13 protein-coding genes are annotated in these 16464 nt (G+C 64.9%); 10 read left to right on the forward strand and 3 right to left on the reverse strand.

The window, feature by feature from the left end:
* Positions 1-45: 45 nt before the first annotated feature.
* A complete protein-coding gene (locus KCG88_RS29760) occupies positions 46-1380 on the reverse strand; it encodes an MFS transporter (protein ID WP_047289391.1) in 1335 nt (444 codons plus the stop codon).
* 537 nt (positions 1381-1917) lie between these two features.
* Between KCG88_RS29760 and quiC the strand changes: the two genes are divergently transcribed.
* From quiC to KCG88_RS29775, 3 genes are all read left to right on the forward strand, one after another.
* On the forward strand, positions 1918-3828 hold the full coding sequence (gene quiC / locus KCG88_RS29765) for a 3-dehydroshikimate dehydratase QuiC (RefSeq protein WP_210713685.1): 1911 nt from the start codon (positions 1918-1920) through the stop codon (positions 3826-3828).
* A gap of 102 nt (positions 3829-3930) precedes the next feature.
* Positions 3931-4608, forward strand: coding sequence for a TetR/AcrR family transcriptional regulator (locus tag KCG88_RS29770; RefSeq protein WP_011063606.1), 678 nt, complete (start codon positions 3931-3933; stop codon positions 4606-4608).
* Positions 4609-4737: 129 nt separating this feature from the next.
* Entirely contained in the window at positions 4738-4962 is a 225-nt protein-coding gene (locus KCG88_RS29775) for a hypothetical protein (protein WP_015637127.1), read from the forward strand.
* A gap of 50 nt (positions 4963-5012) precedes the next feature.
* On the opposite strand, the gene KCG88_RS29780 is transcribed toward KCG88_RS29775, so the two are convergent.
* Together KCG88_RS29780 and aroQ are read right to left on the reverse strand one after the other, a co-directional pair.
* Positions 5013-5867 carry a shikimate dehydrogenase gene (locus KCG88_RS29780; RefSeq protein ID WP_210713686.1) on the reverse strand — a complete coding sequence of 285 codons (855 nt, stop codon included), beginning with the start codon at positions 5865-5867 and terminating at the stop codon, positions 5013-5015.
* Complete coding sequence (gene aroQ / locus KCG88_RS29785) at positions 5864-6313, reverse strand: type II 3-dehydroquinate dehydratase (protein WP_011063604.1); 450 nt, start codon at positions 6311-6313, stop codon at positions 5864-5866. Before aroQ ends, KCG88_RS29780 begins: the two co-directional genes overlap by 4 nt.
* A gap of 259 nt (positions 6314-6572) precedes the next feature.
* On the opposite strand from aroQ, the gene KCG88_RS29790 reads away from it, so the two are divergent.
* The 7 genes from KCG88_RS29790 (at position 6573) to KCG88_RS29820 (ending at position 16404) form a co-directional block, all read left to right on the forward strand.
* Complete coding sequence (locus tag KCG88_RS29790; RefSeq protein WP_011063603.1) at positions 6573-7094, forward strand: RNA polymerase sigma factor; 522 nt, start codon at positions 6573-6575, stop codon at positions 7092-7094.
* Positions 7095-7157: 63 nt separating this feature from the next.
* Positions 7158-8171: a FecR domain-containing protein gene (locus KCG88_RS29795; protein ID WP_210713687.1), complete on the forward strand. Its 1014-nt coding sequence runs from the start codon at positions 7158-7160 to the stop codon at positions 8169-8171.
* A gap of 131 nt (positions 8172-8302) precedes the next feature.
* Complete coding sequence (locus KCG88_RS29800; RefSeq protein WP_210713688.1) at positions 8303-11008, forward strand: TonB-dependent receptor; 2706 nt, start codon at positions 8303-8305, stop codon at positions 11006-11008.
* A gap of 83 nt (positions 11009-11091) precedes the next feature.
* Positions 11092-11709 carry a heme acquisition protein HasA gene (locus KCG88_RS29805; RefSeq protein WP_210713689.1) on the forward strand — a complete coding sequence of 206 codons (618 nt, stop codon included), beginning with the start codon at positions 11092-11094 and terminating at the stop codon, positions 11707-11709.
* A gap of 218 nt (positions 11710-11927) precedes the next feature.
* Positions 11928-13724 carry a type I secretion system permease/ATPase gene (locus KCG88_RS29810; RefSeq protein WP_210713690.1) on the forward strand — a complete coding sequence of 599 codons (1797 nt, stop codon included), beginning with the start codon at positions 11928-11930 and terminating at the stop codon, positions 13722-13724.
* Positions 13721-15070: an HlyD family type I secretion periplasmic adaptor subunit gene (locus KCG88_RS29815; RefSeq protein ID WP_210713691.1), complete on the forward strand. Its 1350-nt coding sequence runs from the start codon at positions 13721-13723 to the stop codon at positions 15068-15070. Before KCG88_RS29810 ends, KCG88_RS29815 begins: the two co-directional genes overlap by 4 nt.
* Positions 15067-16404: a TolC family outer membrane protein gene (locus KCG88_RS29820; protein ID WP_210713692.1), complete on the forward strand. Its 1338-nt coding sequence runs from the start codon at positions 15067-15069 to the stop codon at positions 16402-16404. The genes KCG88_RS29815 and KCG88_RS29820 overlap by 4 nt, the downstream gene beginning before the upstream one ends.
* The last annotated feature ends 60 nt before the right edge of the window (positions 16405-16464 follow it).

The following is a 16464-nucleotide window of genomic DNA, read 5'->3' on the forward strand; positions in this document are numbered from 1 at the left end:
CGATAAAAAAACGCAGGCCCTGAGCGGGCCTGCGTGAAAGGAGCATCAGTCTTCTACGCGGGGAATCTTGCGCGGGGCCATGAAGTACATCCAGGTCAGGGCAATGAAGTACATGGCCGGGATCAGGGTGAACAGCAGGGTGTAGTTGTTGTTGGTGGCGGTAAGGATGTGGCCGACGATCTGGGTCATGAACATGCCGCCGATGGCCGCGCACATGCCGCCGAAACCGAACACCGTGCTCATCATGTGCTTGGGCGTGTAGTCCATCACCAGGCTCCAGATGTTGGCGGTCCAGGCCTGGTGCGCGCCGATCCCCAGGGAGATGGCGAACACGGCCAGCCACAGGTTGGCGGTGCCGGCGGCCATGATCACGCCGATGATGCAGCAGGCGAACAGGAACATCGACAGCAGCCGCGCCTTGATCGGGTTCATGCCGCGCCCGATGAGGAACGAAGAGAGGATGCCGCCGCCGACGCTGCCGAAGTCGGCGGTCAGGTAGATGATGATCAGCGGGATGCCCATCTGGGTCACGTTGATGCCCAGGTTGTACTGCTGGTTGAGGAACGGCGGCAGCCAGTACAGGTAGAACCAGAACACCGGCGCTGTCATCGCGTAGGCCAGGGCGAAGGCCCAGGTGCCGCGCATGCGCAGGATGCGGCTGAAGGGCACGCGGGTTTCTTCCGGCTCCACCTGCTGCTGGATGTAGGCCAGTTCGGAGGCTTTGACGCTTGGATGATCTTCAGGGTTGAAGTACTTCAGGCCCCAGAACAGCAGCCAGATGCCACCCAGCGCGGCCATGCACAGGAACGCGGCCTGCCAGCCCCAGGCGTGGAGGATCAGCGGCAGCAGCATGGGCGTGAACATTGCGCCGACGTTGGTCCCGGCGTTGAAGATCCCGGTGGCCACGGCCCGTTCGCCGGCCGGGAACCACAGCCGCGTGGTCTTCACGCAGGCCGGGTAGTTGGCGGCTTCGGTGAGCCCGAGAATGAACCGGCAGACCATGAAGCCCGCCGCCGAGGTGGCCAGGCCGTGGGCGCCGGTGGCCAGGCTCCACAACAGCACGGCGAAGAAGAACACCCGCTTCACCCCAACCCGGTCGATCAGGCGGCCCTGGAGCACGAAGCCCACGGCGTAGCCGACCTGGAACCAGAAGTTGATATTGGCGTAGTCCATCGCCGTCCAGTTCATTTCCTTGGCCAGGATCGGCTGCATCACGCCCAGTGCGGCGCGATCTATGTAGTTCAGGGTGGTGGCGAAGAACACCAGGGCGAGCATGCCCCAGCGGGTCTTGCCGACCGCCATGGCGCCGCGGATCTTGTCGCCGATGCCGCCGGCAACGCTGAGGCTCGGGGCGATGCGAGAGCTTTGGGAAGGAGTCATGTGGGCCATCCGTTCAGTGACTGGCGAGCCGGGGCTCGTCGGAACTCAAGGGCGCGTGACCAACCGTCGGCGGGGGCATGGCAGCCCGGGAACCTGCGGGTTGATCGGCTGGGGCGGCGTGTCGCTGCGGCAGATGCCGGGCAGGCGAACGCCATCGGGTCGGCTGCAGCTCAGGGCTGTAGCGCGGCGTATTCCAGGGTGCCGGTTGAGGCCGTTGGCGGTATCAGCCAAAGGGATGTGCAGCAGTGAAGGGCGTTGAGTGCAAGCATGAGGGTGTACCCGATTTTTGAAATTTTTATGGTGTGTTCTGGGTCTGGGTGATTGAAGCCGGGGGTTTGGCGCCGGCTCAATGTGCTGTCGATGGTGCGCAGTGGCTGAAAAATCGTCAATTCGCCAATTTGTATTTTGTTCGATAATCGAACACAAAACTAACTGGTTCGTACACTTTAACAAGGCCTGTGGAATAATCCGCAACATCCAATAAAAAGCCGCGGTCCCCCTGTGCCCGACTGGCCGTCCTTACCCGGGAGTCGAATCATGCAGCGTTCCATTGCCACCGTGTCCCTGAGCGGTACCCTGCCGGAAAAACTCGAAGCCATCGCCGCCGCCGGGTTCGACGGCGTGGAGATCTTCGAGAACGACCTGCTCTACTACGACGGCAGCCCTCGGGAAATCAAGCAGATGTGCGCCGACCTGGGCATTGCCATCACCCTGTTCCAGCCATTCCGGGATTTCGAGGGCTGTCGTCGCGACCGCCTGCCGCGCAACCTGGAGCGCGCCGAGCGCAAGTTCGACCTGATGCAGGAATTGGGCACCGACCTGGTGCTGGTGTGCAGCAACGCCTCGGCGGACAGCCTGGGGGACCGGCAGATCCTCATCGACGACCTGCACCTGCTGGCCGAGCGGGCCGGTGCCCGGGGCCTGCGCATCGGCTACGAAGCCCTGGCCTGGGGCCGTCACGTGAATACTTATCAACAGGTCTGGGACATCGTGCGCAGCGCCGATCACCCAAGCCTCGGGGTGTTGCTGGACAGCTTCCATACCCTGTCGCTCAAGGGCGACCCGGCGGCGATTGCCGAGATTCCGGGAGACAAGATCTTCTTCGTGCAGATGGCCGACGCGCCGATCCTGGCCATGGATGTGCTGGAGTGGAGCCGGCATTTCCGCTGCTTCCCCGGCCAGGGCGAATTCGACCTGCCGGGCTTTCTGGCGCCGATCATCAAGAGCGGCTACACCGGGCCGCTGTCCCTGGAGATCTTCAACGACGGCTTTCGCGCCGCGCCGCCGCGGGCCAACGCCGCCGATGGCTTGCGCTCGCTGCTGTACCTGGAAGAGAAGACCCGCGAGCGCCTGCTGCAGGAAGACCAGCCGGTGGCGAACATCGACACCCTGTTCGCGCCGCCTGCGGTGCAGGCCTATGGCGGCACCGAGTTTCTCGAGTTCGCCGTGGACGAGGCCCTGGGCGCCAAGCTCGGCGGCTGGCTGGAGCGCCTGGGGTTCGCCAGGGCCGGGCAGCATCGCTCCAAGAGCGTCAGCCTGATGCGCCAAGGGGATATCAACCTGATCCTCAACTCCGAGCCCTATTCCTTCGCCCACAGTTTCTTCGAGGCCCACGGCCCTTCGGTGTGTGCCACGGCAATCCGGGTCAAGGACAGCGCCAAGGCCCTGGAGCGGGCGGTGGCCTACAAGGGCCAACCCTATCGCGGCCTGGTGGGCCCCAATGAGCTGGAACTGGCGGCGGTGCGCGAGCCCGATGGCAGCCTGATCTACCTGGTGGATCAGCAGCAGGGCGGCCAGCACCTGTACGACACCGACTTCAATATGCACAGCGGCGTGGTGGCCAAGGGCGGCCTCAAGCGCATCGACCACATGGCCATGGCGCTGCCGGCGGACAGCCTGGACAGCTGGGTGCTGTTCTACAAGAGCCTGCTGGACTTCGAGGCCGACGACGAAGTGGTGCTGCCCGACCCCTACGGCCTGGTGAAAAGCCGCGCCCTGCGCAGCCGTTGCAGCTCGATCCGCCTGCCGCTGAACATCTCGGAAAACCGCAACACGGCGATCTCCCATGCCCTGTCCAGCTATCGCGGTTCCGGGGTGCACCACATCGCTTTCGATTGCGACGACATCTTTGCCGAAGTCAGCCGGGCCAAGGAGGCGGGCGTGCCGCTGCTGGACATCCCGCTCAACTACTACGACGACCTGGCGGCACGCTTTGATTTCGACGACGAATTTCTCAGCGAACTGGCCTACTACAACGTCCTCTACGACCGCGATGCCCAGGGCGGCGAGCTGTTTCACGTCTACACCGAGCCCTTCGAAGGGCGCTTCTTCTTCGAGATCATCCAGCGCAAGAACGGCTATGCCGGCTACGGGGCGGCCAACGTCGCGGTGCGCCTGGCGGCCATGGCCAAATCACGCAGCGGTGCCGTGCGCCAGGCCAAGTTGTAGAAGATTGTTAACGACGGCGGTAACGGCCGCCGTCGCGCTTTCTTTCGCAGGGTGACGCGGCCCATAATCGCCCGCGTGTGCAGTGATGGCCGTGAGCCCAGAATGACAATGACCAGTGAACGCTCGATTGCGCCCGATGAGCCTGCTCTCGAACCGCGCAAGAGTCGCAAGAACAACCCGGAAAAGACCCGCGAGAACATCCTTCAAGAAGCCATTGTCGAGTTCGTCCAGCAGGGATTGTCCGGCGCGCGAGTGGATGCGATCGCCGAACGCATCCATACCTCCAAGCGCATGATCTATTACTACTTCGGCAGCAAGGAGCAGCTGTACGTCGAGGTGCTGGAGAAGCTCTACGGCGATATCCGCAGCACCGAGAGCCGCCTGCACCTGGCAGAGCTGGCGCCCCAGGAAGCGATTCGCCGGCTGGTGGAGTTCACCTTCGATCACCACGACCGCAACGTCGATTTCGTGCGCATCGTCAGCATCGAGAACATCCACAAGGCCGAGTACGTGAAGCAGTCCGGCGTGATCAAGGCCATGAACAACACCATTCTCCATGCCCTGGGCGAGATCCTCGAGCGCGGCGCGCGCGAAGGCGTGTTCCGCGGCGGCCTGGACCCGCTGGACGTGCATTTGCTGATCAGCTCGTTCTGTTTCTACCGGGTCTCGAACCGCCACACCTTTGGCGAGATCTTCCAGATCGACCTGCCGGATGAAGGCATCAAGCAACGCCACCGGGAGATGATCTGCGAGTCGGTGCTGCGCTACCTGCAGGCCTGATCCCACTCTTTGTAGGCGCTGGCTTGGCAGGCGCTGGCTTGCCAGGCGCTGGCTTGCCAGCGAAAGCGCCCGTAAGATCGCCATCGCCACCAAGGCTTCTGCAACCTGCACCACGACAAGGAAGGCACCATGGGCAACCCCGTTCCAACCCTGAAAATAATCCTGATCCTGATGATCGTGGTCGACACGTTCTGGTTCGGCGAGCGCCTGCTGTCCCTCACCGGGTTCAGCATGTTCGACTGGTTGCCGTCGTCGGTCATCAGCCTGGTGGGCATCCTCGGCAGCCTGCTGATGATTCTCTTCAATGTGCTGCTGATCGGCCTGCTCTCGCGCCTGCAGCTTAAATCCGACTAAGCAGGCTGTAGCCGCTGCCGCAGCCTGGCGGCAGCGGCTACAAGCGCATTTCAGCCGTTCATGCTGTGAAAGTGCGCCAGCATGCGCTGCGGGTCCGCGCGTTGGCCGCTGAACAGCTCGAACGCCTTGACCGCCTGGAACACCGCCATGGTGCCGCCATCCAGGGTCCTGCAACCCAGGGCCCGGGCGTTGCGCAGCAGTTCGGTTTCCAGGGGAAAGTAGACGATCTCTGCAACCCACAGCTGCGCTCGCAGCAGTTCCACCGGCACCGGCATGCCCGGCAGCTTGGCCATGCCCATGGGCGTGGTGTTCACCAGCCCGTCGGCGCTGTGCAGGGCACTCGACAGATCACCGCCTGCCCGGGCTCGGGCGCTGCCGAAATGCTGGTTGAGGTTGTCCGCCAGGCTCTGGGCCCGCTGCGGCTCGACGTCAAAAATATTCAGTTGCTCCACGCCTTCACTCAGTAGGGCGTGAGCCACTGCGGCCCCGGCACCGCCGGCGCCCATCTGCACCACCTGGCGCCTTGCCACGTCCGGCAGGCCGCGGCGAAAGCCCTCGGCAAAACCCAGGCAGTCGGTGTTGTGGCCGACTCGTTTGCCATCCTTGAGCACCACGGTGTTCACCGCACCGATGCCCCGGGCTTCCGGGGACAGTTCGTCGAGCAGCGGCAGGATGCTCTGCTTGCAGGGAAAGGTGATGTTCAGGCCGGTGAAGCTCATCTGCTCGGCGGCGCGCAACAGGTCGGGCAGGGCGCTGCTGTCCAGGCCCAGTTGATCCAGGTCGATCAACCGGTACAGGTAGCGCAAATGCTGGGCATCGCCCTCTTGTTCGTGCAGGGCCGGGGTGCGGGAGGCCTGGATGCCGGCGCCAATCAGCCCGGCCAGAACGCTGGCTTGCCGGCTCATGCGCCTTGCTCCTTGAACCGCTGGCTGAAGTGTTCCAGCGCCAGGCGATAGCCATGGCTGCCAAAGCCGCACATCACCGCCTGGGCGATGGCGGAAACGAAGGAGTGATGGCGAAACGGTTCGCGCGCGTGGACGTTGGACAGGTGCACTTCGATCACCGGCAGCTCGCTGGCCACCAGGGCGTCACGGATTGCCACCGAGGTGTGGGTCCAGGCGGCCGGGTTGATCAGGATGCCGGCGCAGCGACCACGCGCCCCGTGGATCCAGTCGAGCAACTCGCCTTCGTGGTTGGTCTGGCGAAACTCCACGGCGAGGCCGAACTCCTCGGCGGCGCGGCCGCACAGGGCGGAAATGTCAGCCAGGGTTTCGTGGCCGTAAGTGGCCGGCTCGCGGGTGCCGAGCAGGTTCAGGTTCGGGCCGTTGAGCACCAGAACGATAGGACGCATGGGGTAAATCTCCGTTGTTATTGTCGGCCTCGGGAGAGCGTACGAGGCGTTGAAAGGTAAATTGTACTAACTGGTTAATTTGGTCAATTGGCGGTAGATGCGCAACAGGGGGCGGGCGGATTAAGTGTTCGGTAATCGAACGGCAGCGCTGGGCTTGCTGGTGCAAGGCGGCCGCCAATGAGTGTTTATATCAATTGAAAATCATTCTCGATTGACCGTAAGATGCCCGGCAATTTCCTTCATGTTCCAGGGAGTCGGTTTGTCGGACGTGGATCTCAAGGGACTGTTTCTCAAGCATGCCGCTGCCTTGCGTGGGTACCTGGCGCGCAAGATACGGGACCCGCAGTTGGCCGCTGATCTGGTGCAGGAGAGTTTCCTGCGGCTGGCCGAGCACACGCGCGGCGAGCGTATCGACAACTCCCAGGGCTATCTCTACCGCACGGCGAACAATCTGCTGATCGACCATGTACGTCAGGAGGCGCGACGCAAGACCGAGACCGTGCCCCATGAAGTGCTGGCCGACATCGAGGATGAGGCGGCCGGGCTGGAGGCTCAGGCGATGGCGCAGCAACAGCGCAAGGCACTGAAACAGGCGATCATGGAACTGCCCCCGCGGACCCAGGAAATCTTTCGCCTCAACCGTATCGAAGGCATGACCCACGCCGAGGTGGCCCGGCACCTGAATATTTCCGACAGCTCGGTGCAAAAGCACCTGTCCCGGGCGCTGGCTTATGTGATGCAGCGTTTGCAGGCTACCGACGGTCGGCCGGTCGACGAGTGAGTTACGGTAAAAGTCGGGGTCAGACGTCACTGCTTATATATAACGAGAAATCGAGATTCACACGTGAATAGCCAGGGTCCGCAAGAGCGCAGTATCACCGAGGCCGCCGCCGACTGGGCGGTGCGTTTGCACGCGGGAGGCCTGAGCGCCACCGAGCAGGCGCAGCTTGCCCAATGGCAGGCCGCCGACCCGCGTCATCCCCAGGCTCTGGTGTTTGCCCGGCAGACCTGGGAGGCCCTGGGCGAGTTGCGCCTGGACCCCGAACTGGCGGCCACTGCCCCACCACGGCGCCAGGTGGAGCGGCCTGCGGCGACAATACCGCGCCTGCGCCGTCGACGCCGGCTGGTGCGGGCCGCCAGTGCGGCGATGCTGGTACTGGCGGTGGCCCTGGGCTGGTTGCAAGGACCGCAGGCGCTGCTGTACCTGCAGGCCGACTACCTCACCGGCAAGGGCGAGGTACGCACCGTGCAACTGGCCGATGGTAGCCAGGTGGAGCTGGATTCGGGCAGCGCCATTCGCCTGGATTACAGCGGCGACAAGCGCCAGGTTCAATTGCTGGCCGGCTCCGCGGTGTTTGACGTGGCGCCCATGGCCGGCGAGGAAAAACGACCTTTTATCGTACAGAGTGCCGGCGGCCAGACCCGCGCCCTGGGCACTCGTTTCGTGGTCGGGCGCGAGAGCGCTCAACAAGCCTGGGTCGGCGTGTTGCAGCACAGTGTCGCGGTGAGCCTGGATGCCCCGGCGCAACGCGGGGCCTCCGAGCGGGTGCTGCAAGAGGGGCAGAGCGTGCGCTATGACCCGCAGTCGGGAGTGGTGGCGCTTGATGGGCTCGACCTGCAACGGGCCACCAGCTGGCGGCGCGGCGTCCTGGTGTTCGACCGCCAGCCCTTGGGCCTGGTGGTGGAGCGCCTCAATCGCTATCGGCCCGGGCGTGTGGTGCTGACCAACAGTGCCCTGGCCCAGCGTCAGGTCAGCGGTGTCTTCCGCCTGGACATGCTCGATGCAGCCCTGGTTACCCTGACCCGGGAATTGCAGGTGCAGCGCTTCGACCTGGCCGGCGTCAGCCTGATCTACTGAGGCCTGCGGGCCTTTTTCCACCCTTGTGCAAAATAATTCAAAAAAACCTTACTGAGTTTTCCTGCCTGGCACGTCTAGCTAATTGAGATGCATTCGCATAAACAAAAATAGCCAGCGCAGGAACAAGGGACATGAGTGTAGGCAGTCGCACTGGAATTCACGCAGCAAGTCGTTTGGCCCTGGCCATTCACTTGGGCGTCGCAGGGCTGTTGGCAGGAGGCGGTTTGCTGCACGCGGCAGAGCCTGTGGGTGCCGCCCCACAGAGCGCCCAGCAGCAACGCGAGATGGATTTCGATATCCCCGCCCAGGCCCTCGGCAGTGCGGTGCTGGTGTTTGCCGAGCAGGCCGGGGTGCAGGTGCTGTTCGACAGCCTGCGTCTGCATGGCTTGCACAGCTCGCCGCTCAAGGGCCGCTACAGCGTCGAGGAAGGCCTGGCGCGGTTGCTGGGCAATGCGCCGGTGCAGTACCGCTTCACCGGCGAGCGCCAAGTGACCCTGAACCGGGTGGAAACCGGCCGTGACGGCGCCCTGGCCCTGGCGCCCACCACCATCTCTGGCAACCTCGAAGGCCGCCAGAGCGACTGGGTGTATAACGCGCCGCGTTCGGTGAGCGTGGTCGGCCGCGAGCAGCTCGATCGCAACCCGCCCCGGCACGCGGCCGACATGCTGGAGGAAACCTCCGGTGTGTATTCGGCAGTCAGCCAGCAGGACCCGGGCCTGTCCGTGAACATCCGCGGCCTCCAGGACTATGGCCGGGTCAACATGTCGGTGGACGGCATGCGCCAGAACTACCAGCAGAGCGGCCACCAGCAGCGCAACGGCACCCTCTACGTCGACCCCGAGCTGCTCTCCGAGGTGGTGGTGGAGAAGGGCGCCACTTCGACCATGGGCGGCGCCGGGGTGATTGGCGGGGTCGCCAATTTTCGCACCCTCGAAGCCCGTGACCTGCTCAAGCCCGGCCAGGAAATCGGTGGCCGGATCCGCGTGACCAGCGGCCTGGGTGGCCGCAGCAATGGCACCCATTTCATCGGCAGCACCGCTTTTGCCATCGGCACCGAGGTCTGGGACATGCTGCTGGCCGCCAGTGAGCGGCACCTGGGGGACTACAACCCGGGGACCAAGGGCGGTATTGGCGAGCTGCGCACTGGCAGCTGGATGGACCCGTCGATCAATGACCGGGTGAAGAATTCCAAGGTGGCCTATTCCGCTTCCGTGATGCGTTCACGCCTGGCCAAGCTGGGGCTCAACCTGCCTCAGGACCAGCGCCTGCAACTGAGCTACCTGACCACCCAGGTGTCCTACGACGACGCCAACATGATGAACGTCGAGAACAAGCAACAGCTCTGGGAAAAGCTCGGCAGCAGCGATGTGCGCTCGCAGAACTTCGGCCTCGACTACAGCTACACCCCGGACAACCCGCTGATCGACTTCAAGGCCAAGCTCTACTACGTCGACAACAGCAACGACCAGAGCACCTTGACCCGGCGCAGCAGCCCCGGCTACTCGATCACCTACCAGACCGACACCTATGGCGCTCAGGCGCAGAACACCTCGACCTTCGCGCTCGGCGAGCTGGCCACGCTGAAGGCCAACTACGGCCTGGAGTTCTTCTATGACAAGGTCCGCCCCGACTCCAGCCAGCCGGTGCCCAAAGGATCGGCGGTCAGCGCTTCGCCCGCAGCCAGCATGACCCCCGAGGGCGATCGCGCCCTGGGCAGCCTGTTCACCCGCCTGGATTTCGACTACGACGGCTGGCTGAACCTCAACGCCGGTTTGCGCTACGACCGCTACCGCCTGCGGGGCGAAACCGGAATCAACACCCGCACCTTCGTGATCGGCAAGACGCCCCAGCAGGTTTCGGTGCCGGTGGCCTATGACATCGACAACGAGCAAGGGCGCTTCTCGCCGACCTTCGGCCTGTCGGTCAAGCCGGGCGTCGAATGGCTGCAGTTGTTCGCCAGCTATGGCAAGGGCTGGCGGCCACCGGCGGTGACCGAAACCATGATCACCGGCCGGCCCCACGGCGGCGGCTCGGAGAGTACCTTCCCCAACCCCTTCCTCAAGCCGGAGCGCTCCACCACCTGGGAAGCGGGGGTCAACGTCTTCAAGGAGAACCTCTGGTTCAACGATGACCGCCTGGGGGTCAAGGTGGCGTACTTCGATACCCGGGTCGATGACTTCATCTATATGGCCATGGGTGTGCAGCCCCCCGGCTACGGCTCGCCCGGCATCGGCAACAGTGCCTATGTCAACGACCTCAGCAGCACCCGCTTCAAGGGCGTGGAGTACCAGCTGGACTATGACGCTGGCCGCGCCTACGGCCAGCTGAACTACACCCACATGATCGGCGACAACGATTTCTGCACCAAAGTCGCCTGGCTGGGTGGCGTGACCCAGCCGGTGAAGAATGGCAGCGGGCGTGGCGCGATCGTCACCGGCATGCGCCCCGATGATGCGGCCAACAATGCCAGCCGCTGCAATGCGGCGATCCTCGGTTCGGCCGAACACATGCCCATGGACCGCGGCACCCTGACCCTGGGCGCGCGCTTTTTCGAGCGCAAGCTGGATATCGGCGCCCGGGCCCGCTACAGCGCCGGCTATTCAATCGCCGGCTCCGCCACCGGCACCGTGAGCCAGACCGGCGTCTACCCGGCCGACTGGAAGCCCTACACCGTCTACGACCTGTATGGCAGCTACCGGGCCACTGAAGAACTGACCCTGCGCCTGGCCATGGAAAACGTCACCGACCGCGCCTACCTGGTGCCCCTCGGCGATGTCCTGGCCTTCACCCTCGGCCGTGGCCGGACCTTGCAGGGCACCGTGGAATATCAGTTCTGACCGCTTTTGCCCGTTGATGGGCAAAACCGCAGCAGGCAGTGGCGTGCTGCGGACATGACCCCCCTAATGTATTGGAGTTTTGCATGAGCATTTCGATCTCTTACAGCGCTACCTACGGCGGTAATACTGTTGCGCAATACCTGACTGACTGGTCGGCCTACTTCGGCGACGTCAACCACCGTCCAGGCGAAGTGGTCGACGGCACCAACACCGGTGGCTTCAACCCGGGCCCGTTCGACGGCACCCAGTACGCCATCAAGAGCACCGCCAGTGACGCGGCCGTCGTCGCCGATGGCAACCTGCACTACACCCTGTTCAGCAACCCGAGCCACACCCTGTGGGGCTCGGTGGACACCATCTCCCTGGGCGACACCCTCGCCGGTGGTTCGGGCAGCAACTACAACCTGGTCAGCCAGGAAGTCAGTTTCACCAACCTGGGCCTCAACAGCCTGAAGGAAGAAGGCCGTGCAGGCGAAGTGCACAAGGTGGTCTACGGCCTGATGAGTGGCGACAGCGCGGCGCTGGCCGGCGAGATCGATGCCCTGCTCAAGGCGATCGACCCAAGCCTGTCGGTGAACTCCACCTTCGACGACCTGGCCGCTGCTGGCGTTGCTCACGTCAACCCGGCTGCCGCAGCCGCTGCCGATGTTGGCCTGGTGGGAGTGCAGGACGTGGCCCAGGACTGGGCGCTGGCCGCCTGAGTGCAGGCCTGAGGCATAAAAAAGCGAATGCAGGATCGCTCCTCCATTCGCTGGCTTGACTCACCTCCGTCGCCCGAGTTTTCGAAGGCCAGGGCGGCGGCGGTGGCAAATTCTGGGGAGCGCCGTGGTGCCTGTCAACGCACCGGGCGCGCCTCTTGTCGTTCCGCTCTGCCCGAGCGGAAGGCCCTGTATCCCTAAACTCTGCACAGGACACCTTGATGAGCAGGCCGAATCCACTTGCCGCTTCCGAGACGCTGGCGGCCTTGACGGCCTACAAGGGCGGTTTTTTCAACATCGGCCTGTTCTCGGCGGTGATCAACCTGCTGATGCTGGCCCCGGCCCTTTACATGCTGCAGGTCTACGACCGGGTGCTGGCCTCGGGCAATCAGATGACCCTGCTGATGCTGACGCTGATGATCCTCGGTCTGTTCGGCCTGATGGGGGCGTTGGAGTGGGTGCGTAGCCAGGTGGTGATCCACCTCGGCACCCAGATGGACATGCGTCTGAACCAGCGGGTGTATGACGCCGCCTTCGAAGCCCAGCTCAAGGGCAGCCCCCAGGCCGCCGGCCAGGCCTTGAACGACCTGACCGCGCTGCGCCAGTTCGCCACCGGCAATGCCTTGTTCGCGTTCTTCGATGCGCCCTGGTTTCCGGTCTACCTGCTGGTGATCTTCCTCTTTCACCCCTGGCTCGGCCTGCTGGCCCTGGTCGGTGCGGTGCTGCTGGTGGCGCTGGCCTGGATCAACCAGCATATCTGCCAGGCACCCCTGGCCCAGGCCAGCCAGTTGTCGATCATCACCAGCCAACAGGCCACCGCCAACCTGCGCAATGCCGACGCGATCGAAGCCATGGGCATGCTCGGCGCGCTGCGCGAGCGCTGGTTCATCGGCCACCAGGGCTTTTTGGCCCAGCAGAACCTGGCCAGCGAAAAGACCGCCACCCTCAGCGCCTGGTCCAAGGGCGTGCGCATGGCCCTGCAGTCCCTGGTTCTGGGCCTGGGCGCCTGGCTGGCGGTGCAGGGCCAGATCACCCCGGGGATGATGATTGCCGGCTCGATCCTCATGGGCCGCGTGCTCAGCCCCATCGACCAGTTGATCGCGGTATGGAAGCAATGGAGCTCGGCGCGCCTGGCCTACGAGCGTTTGTCCGAGTTGTTGCAGGCCAACCCGCCGCGCCCGGCACGCATGAGCCTGCCGACGCCCAAGGGCCGGTTGAGCGTCGAACAGTTGAGCGCCTGTGCCCCGGGCAGCCGTCGCCCGGCCTTGAGCAACCTTGGCTTCACCCTGGAGGCTGGCCAGGTGCTGGGGGTGATCGGCCCTTCCGGCTGTGGCAAGTCGACCCTGGCCCGGCTGCTGGTCGGTGCCTGGACGCCCCTGGCGGGAAAGGTGCGCCTGGATGGCGCGGACCTGGCTCAGTGGGACAGGCAGCAACTGGGGCCGCATATCGGTTACCTGCCCCAGGACATCCAGCTGTTCGCCGGCAGCATCGCCGAGAACATCGCGCGCTTTGGCCCGCTGGACTCGGATCAGATCCTGCAGGCCGCCCAAATGGCCGGGGTGCACGAACTGATCCTGCAATTGCCCCAGGGCTATGACACGCGCCTGGGCGAGGGCGGTGCCGGGTTGTCCGGCGGCCAGCGCCAGCGCATTGGCCTGGCCCGGGCCCTGTATGGCCTGCCGGCGCTGATCGTGCTCGACGAGCCCAATTCCAACCTCGATGAGGCCGGTGAGCAGGCGCTGCTGCAAGCCATCAGCCAGCTCAAGCAGCGGCAGCGGACCCTGGTGTTGATCACCCACAAGCCCAACGTGCTGACCCTGACCGACCAGTTGATGATCCTGCGCGACGGCCAGTTGCAGGCCTACGGCCCGACGGCGCGGGTGCTGGAGGCGAACCAGAAGGCCAAGGCCGCGCCGCCGCCGGCTGTACCGATGAGCCATCCGGCGAGCAGCCCGGTGACCAGCTTGAACATGAACTACCGCCTGGGCGTGGCCGGCGGCGAAGGGAAAAAGGCATGAAGGCGAATTTATCCACAGGTCCTGCTGCGCCGGTCGCGGGGCCGGCCGCCAGCAATGTGTTGTCCCTGGACGACCGGAAGTACTCACGGCTCGGCTGGCTCCTGGTGCTGGGAGGTTTTGCCGGGTTTATCGGCTGGGCCGCCCTGGCGCCGCTGGACAAGGGCGTGGCGGTGTCGGGCAAGGTCATGGTCTCGGGGCATCGCAAGACTGTGCAGCACCAGAGCGGCGGCATCGTCGAGCGGATCGAGGTCAAGGAAGGCGACCGGGTCAGCGCCGGGCAGGTGCTGCTGCGCCTCAACGAGACGCCGCTGCGCACCCAGATGCAGTCCCTGCGCAGCCAGTACCTGGGCTCGCTGGCCAGCGAAGCACGGCTCAATGCCGAGCGCGACGGCGCCAGCGATATCGTCTTCGACCCGCAACTTCAGGCCCTGGCCAGCGAGCCGGACGTGGCCGCCAGCCTGGCGCTGCAACGGCAGCTGTTCAGCAGCCGGCGCCAGGCCCTGAGCATGGAGCAGGAGGGGATCGCCGAAACCATCGCCGGTTCCGAGGCGCAGTTGCGCGGCACCCGAGATTCCCAGGCCAGCAAGCTGGCGCAGCGCCGCGCCTTGAATGAACAGTTGCAGGGCCTGCGGGAACTGGCCCGGGACGGCTACATCCCGCGCAACCGGCTGCTGGACAGCGAGCGCCTGTACGCGCAGATCGACGGCTCGATCGCCGAGGACTTCGGCCGCATCGGCCAGTTGCAGCGGCAGATCCTCGAACTGCGCCTGCGCATCCGCCAGACCACCGAGGATTTCCAGAAAGACCTGCGCAGCCAGCTGGCCGATACCCGGGTGCGCACCGAGGACCTGCGCAATCGCCTGGCGTCCGCCCAGTTCGAACTGGCCAACAGCCAGGTGCGCGCCCCGGCCGCCGGGGTGGTGGTGGGGCTGGAGGTGTACACCGAGGGCGGGGTGATCAAGCCGGGCCAGCCGCTGATGGACATCGTGCCCCAGGACGAGCCGTTGCTGGTGGAGGCACGGGTGCCGGTGCAACTGGTGGACAAGGTGCACCCGGGGCTGCCCGTGGAGCTGATGTTCTCGGCCTTCAACCAGAGCACCACGCCCAGGGTGCCGGGGGAGGTGACCCTGGTGTCCGCCGACCGGCAGGTGGATGAGCGCACCGAGGAGCCTTACTACACCCTGCGGGCCACGGTCAGCGCCCAGGGCATGCAGCAGTTGCAGGGCTTGCAGATCCGCCCGGGGATGCCGGTGGAAGCCTTTGTCCGTACCGGCGAACGCTCGATGCTCAACTACCTGTTCAAGCCTCTGCTGGATCGGACTCACATGGCGTTGGTGGAAGAATGATTCGCGCCTGGTGGTACCTGCCCCTGCTGTGCCTGTTGGGCAGCCCGTCGGTCCAGGCCCTGGGGTTGCTCGACGCCTATGACCTGGCCTTGCGCAATGACCCGACCTTCCAGGCCGCGATCAAGGAGCGCGATGCCGGGGAAGAGAGCCGGGCCATTGGCCGTGCCGGGCTGCTGCCGAATCTTTCCTGGAGCTACAACAATTCGCGCAACCAGTCCGAAGTGACCCAGGAGACGGTTCGCGGTGATGTCACCCAGGACCGGGACTACCGCAGCTACGCCTCGACCCTGACCCTGCAGCAGCCGCTGCTGGACTACGAAGCCTATGCACGCTACCGCCAGGGCTCGGCCCAGGCGCTGTTTTCCGATGAGCGCTTTCGTGGCAAGAGCCAGGAACTGGCGGTGCGCCTGCTCAGTGCCTACAGCCAGGCGCTGCTGGCCCAGGAGCGCATCGAACTGAGCCGGGCGCAGAAGCGTGCCTACGCCGAACGCTTGCAGCTCAACGAACGCCTGCTCAAGGGCGGCGAGGGCACCCGCACCGATGTGCTGGAGACCCAGGCCCGGCTGAGCCTGGCCCTGGCGCAGGAGATCGAGGCCCAGGACCAGCAGGATGCCGCCCTGCGCGAGCTGCAAGCCATAGTCGGCGAACCGTTGCAGATCGACGAACTGGACCCGCTGACCCGGCAGTTCCAGATTCAGCCGCTGCTACCCAACCGCTTCGACAGCTGGCGTGACCTGGCCATGGCCAACAACCCGGACCTGGCGTCCCAGCAGCAGGCGCTGCGAGTGGCGGAGTACGAAGTGGAGCGCAAGCGCGCCGGGCACCTGCCCAAGGTGAGTTTGTATGCCAGCAGCCGTCAGACCCGTTCCGATTCGGAAAGCGCCTACAACCAGAAGTACGACACCAATACCGTGGGCATCCAGGTCAGCCTGCCGCTGTTTGCCGGTGGCTCGGTATCGGCCTCGACCCGCCAGGCGGCCAGCCAGCTGTCCCAGGCGCAGTTCGAACTGGACGCCAAGACCGCCACCACCCTCAACGAACTGCGCAAGCAGTTCAACCTCAACACCAGCGCCGCGGCCAAGGTCCGGGCCTATGAAATGGCCGTCAGCTCCGCCGAGGCCCTGGTGACCGCGACCCAGAAAAGCGTGCACGGCGGCGAGCGGGTCAACCTGGATGTACTGGACGCCGAGCAACAACTGTTCACCGCCCGCCGCGACCTGGCGGATGCCCGGCATGCCTACCTGTTGGCGCGGATCCAGCTCAAGTACTACGCCGGCCTGCTCAACGAACAGGACCTGCAGCAACTGGCCGGTTACTTCCGCCCCACGGGCTGACACCACTGCGCCCGCCCCTACCCCTGTAGGAGCTGGCTTGCCAGCGAAGGCTACGGCCGG

Origin of the sequence: Pseudomonas sp. MWU349 (assembly GCF_017947325.1) — a bacterium.
In the GTDB taxonomy this organism is placed as follows: Bacteria; Pseudomonadota; Gammaproteobacteria; order Pseudomonadales; family Pseudomonadaceae; genus Aquipseudomonas; species Aquipseudomonas protegens.

What these genes read in the sequence shown, in the direction of transcription:
- aroQ (WP_011063604.1), bottom strand. Translation starts at nt 6,313, where the DNA reads ATGCGTCCTATCGTTCTGGTGCTCAACGGCCCGAACCTGAACCTGCTC.
- KCG88_RS29780 (WP_210713686.1), bottom strand. Translation starts at nt 5,867, where the DNA reads ATGAGCCGGCAAGCCAGCGTTCTGGCCGGGCTGATTGGCGCCGGCATC.
- KCG88_RS29770 (WP_011063606.1), top strand. Translation starts at nt 3,931, where the DNA reads ATGACAATGACCAGTGAACGCTCGATTGCGCCCGATGAGCCTGCTCTC.
- quiC (WP_210713685.1), top strand. Translation starts at nt 1,918, where the DNA reads ATGCAGCGTTCCATTGCCACCGTGTCCCTGAGCGGTACCCTGCCGGAA.
- KCG88_RS29815 (WP_210713691.1), top strand. Translation starts at nt 13,721, where the DNA reads ATGAAGGCGAATTTATCCACAGGTCCTGCTGCGCCGGTCGCGGGGCCG.
- KCG88_RS29800 (WP_210713688.1), top strand. Translation starts at nt 8,303, where the DNA reads ATGAGTGTAGGCAGTCGCACTGGAATTCACGCAGCAAGTCGTTTGGCC.
- KCG88_RS29820 (WP_210713692.1), top strand. Translation starts at nt 15,067, where the DNA reads ATGATTCGCGCCTGGTGGTACCTGCCCCTGCTGTGCCTGTTGGGCAGC.
- KCG88_RS29775 (WP_015637127.1), top strand. Translation starts at nt 4,738, where the DNA reads ATGGGCAACCCCGTTCCAACCCTGAAAATAATCCTGATCCTGATGATC.
- KCG88_RS29805 (WP_210713689.1), top strand. Translation starts at nt 11,092, where the DNA reads ATGAGCATTTCGATCTCTTACAGCGCTACCTACGGCGGTAATACTGTT.
- KCG88_RS29810 (WP_210713690.1), top strand. Translation starts at nt 11,928, where the DNA reads ATGAGCAGGCCGAATCCACTTGCCGCTTCCGAGACGCTGGCGGCCTTG.
- KCG88_RS29760 (WP_047289391.1), bottom strand. Translation starts at nt 1,380, where the DNA reads ATGACTCCTTCCCAAAGCTCTCGCATCGCCCCGAGCCTCAGCGTTGCC.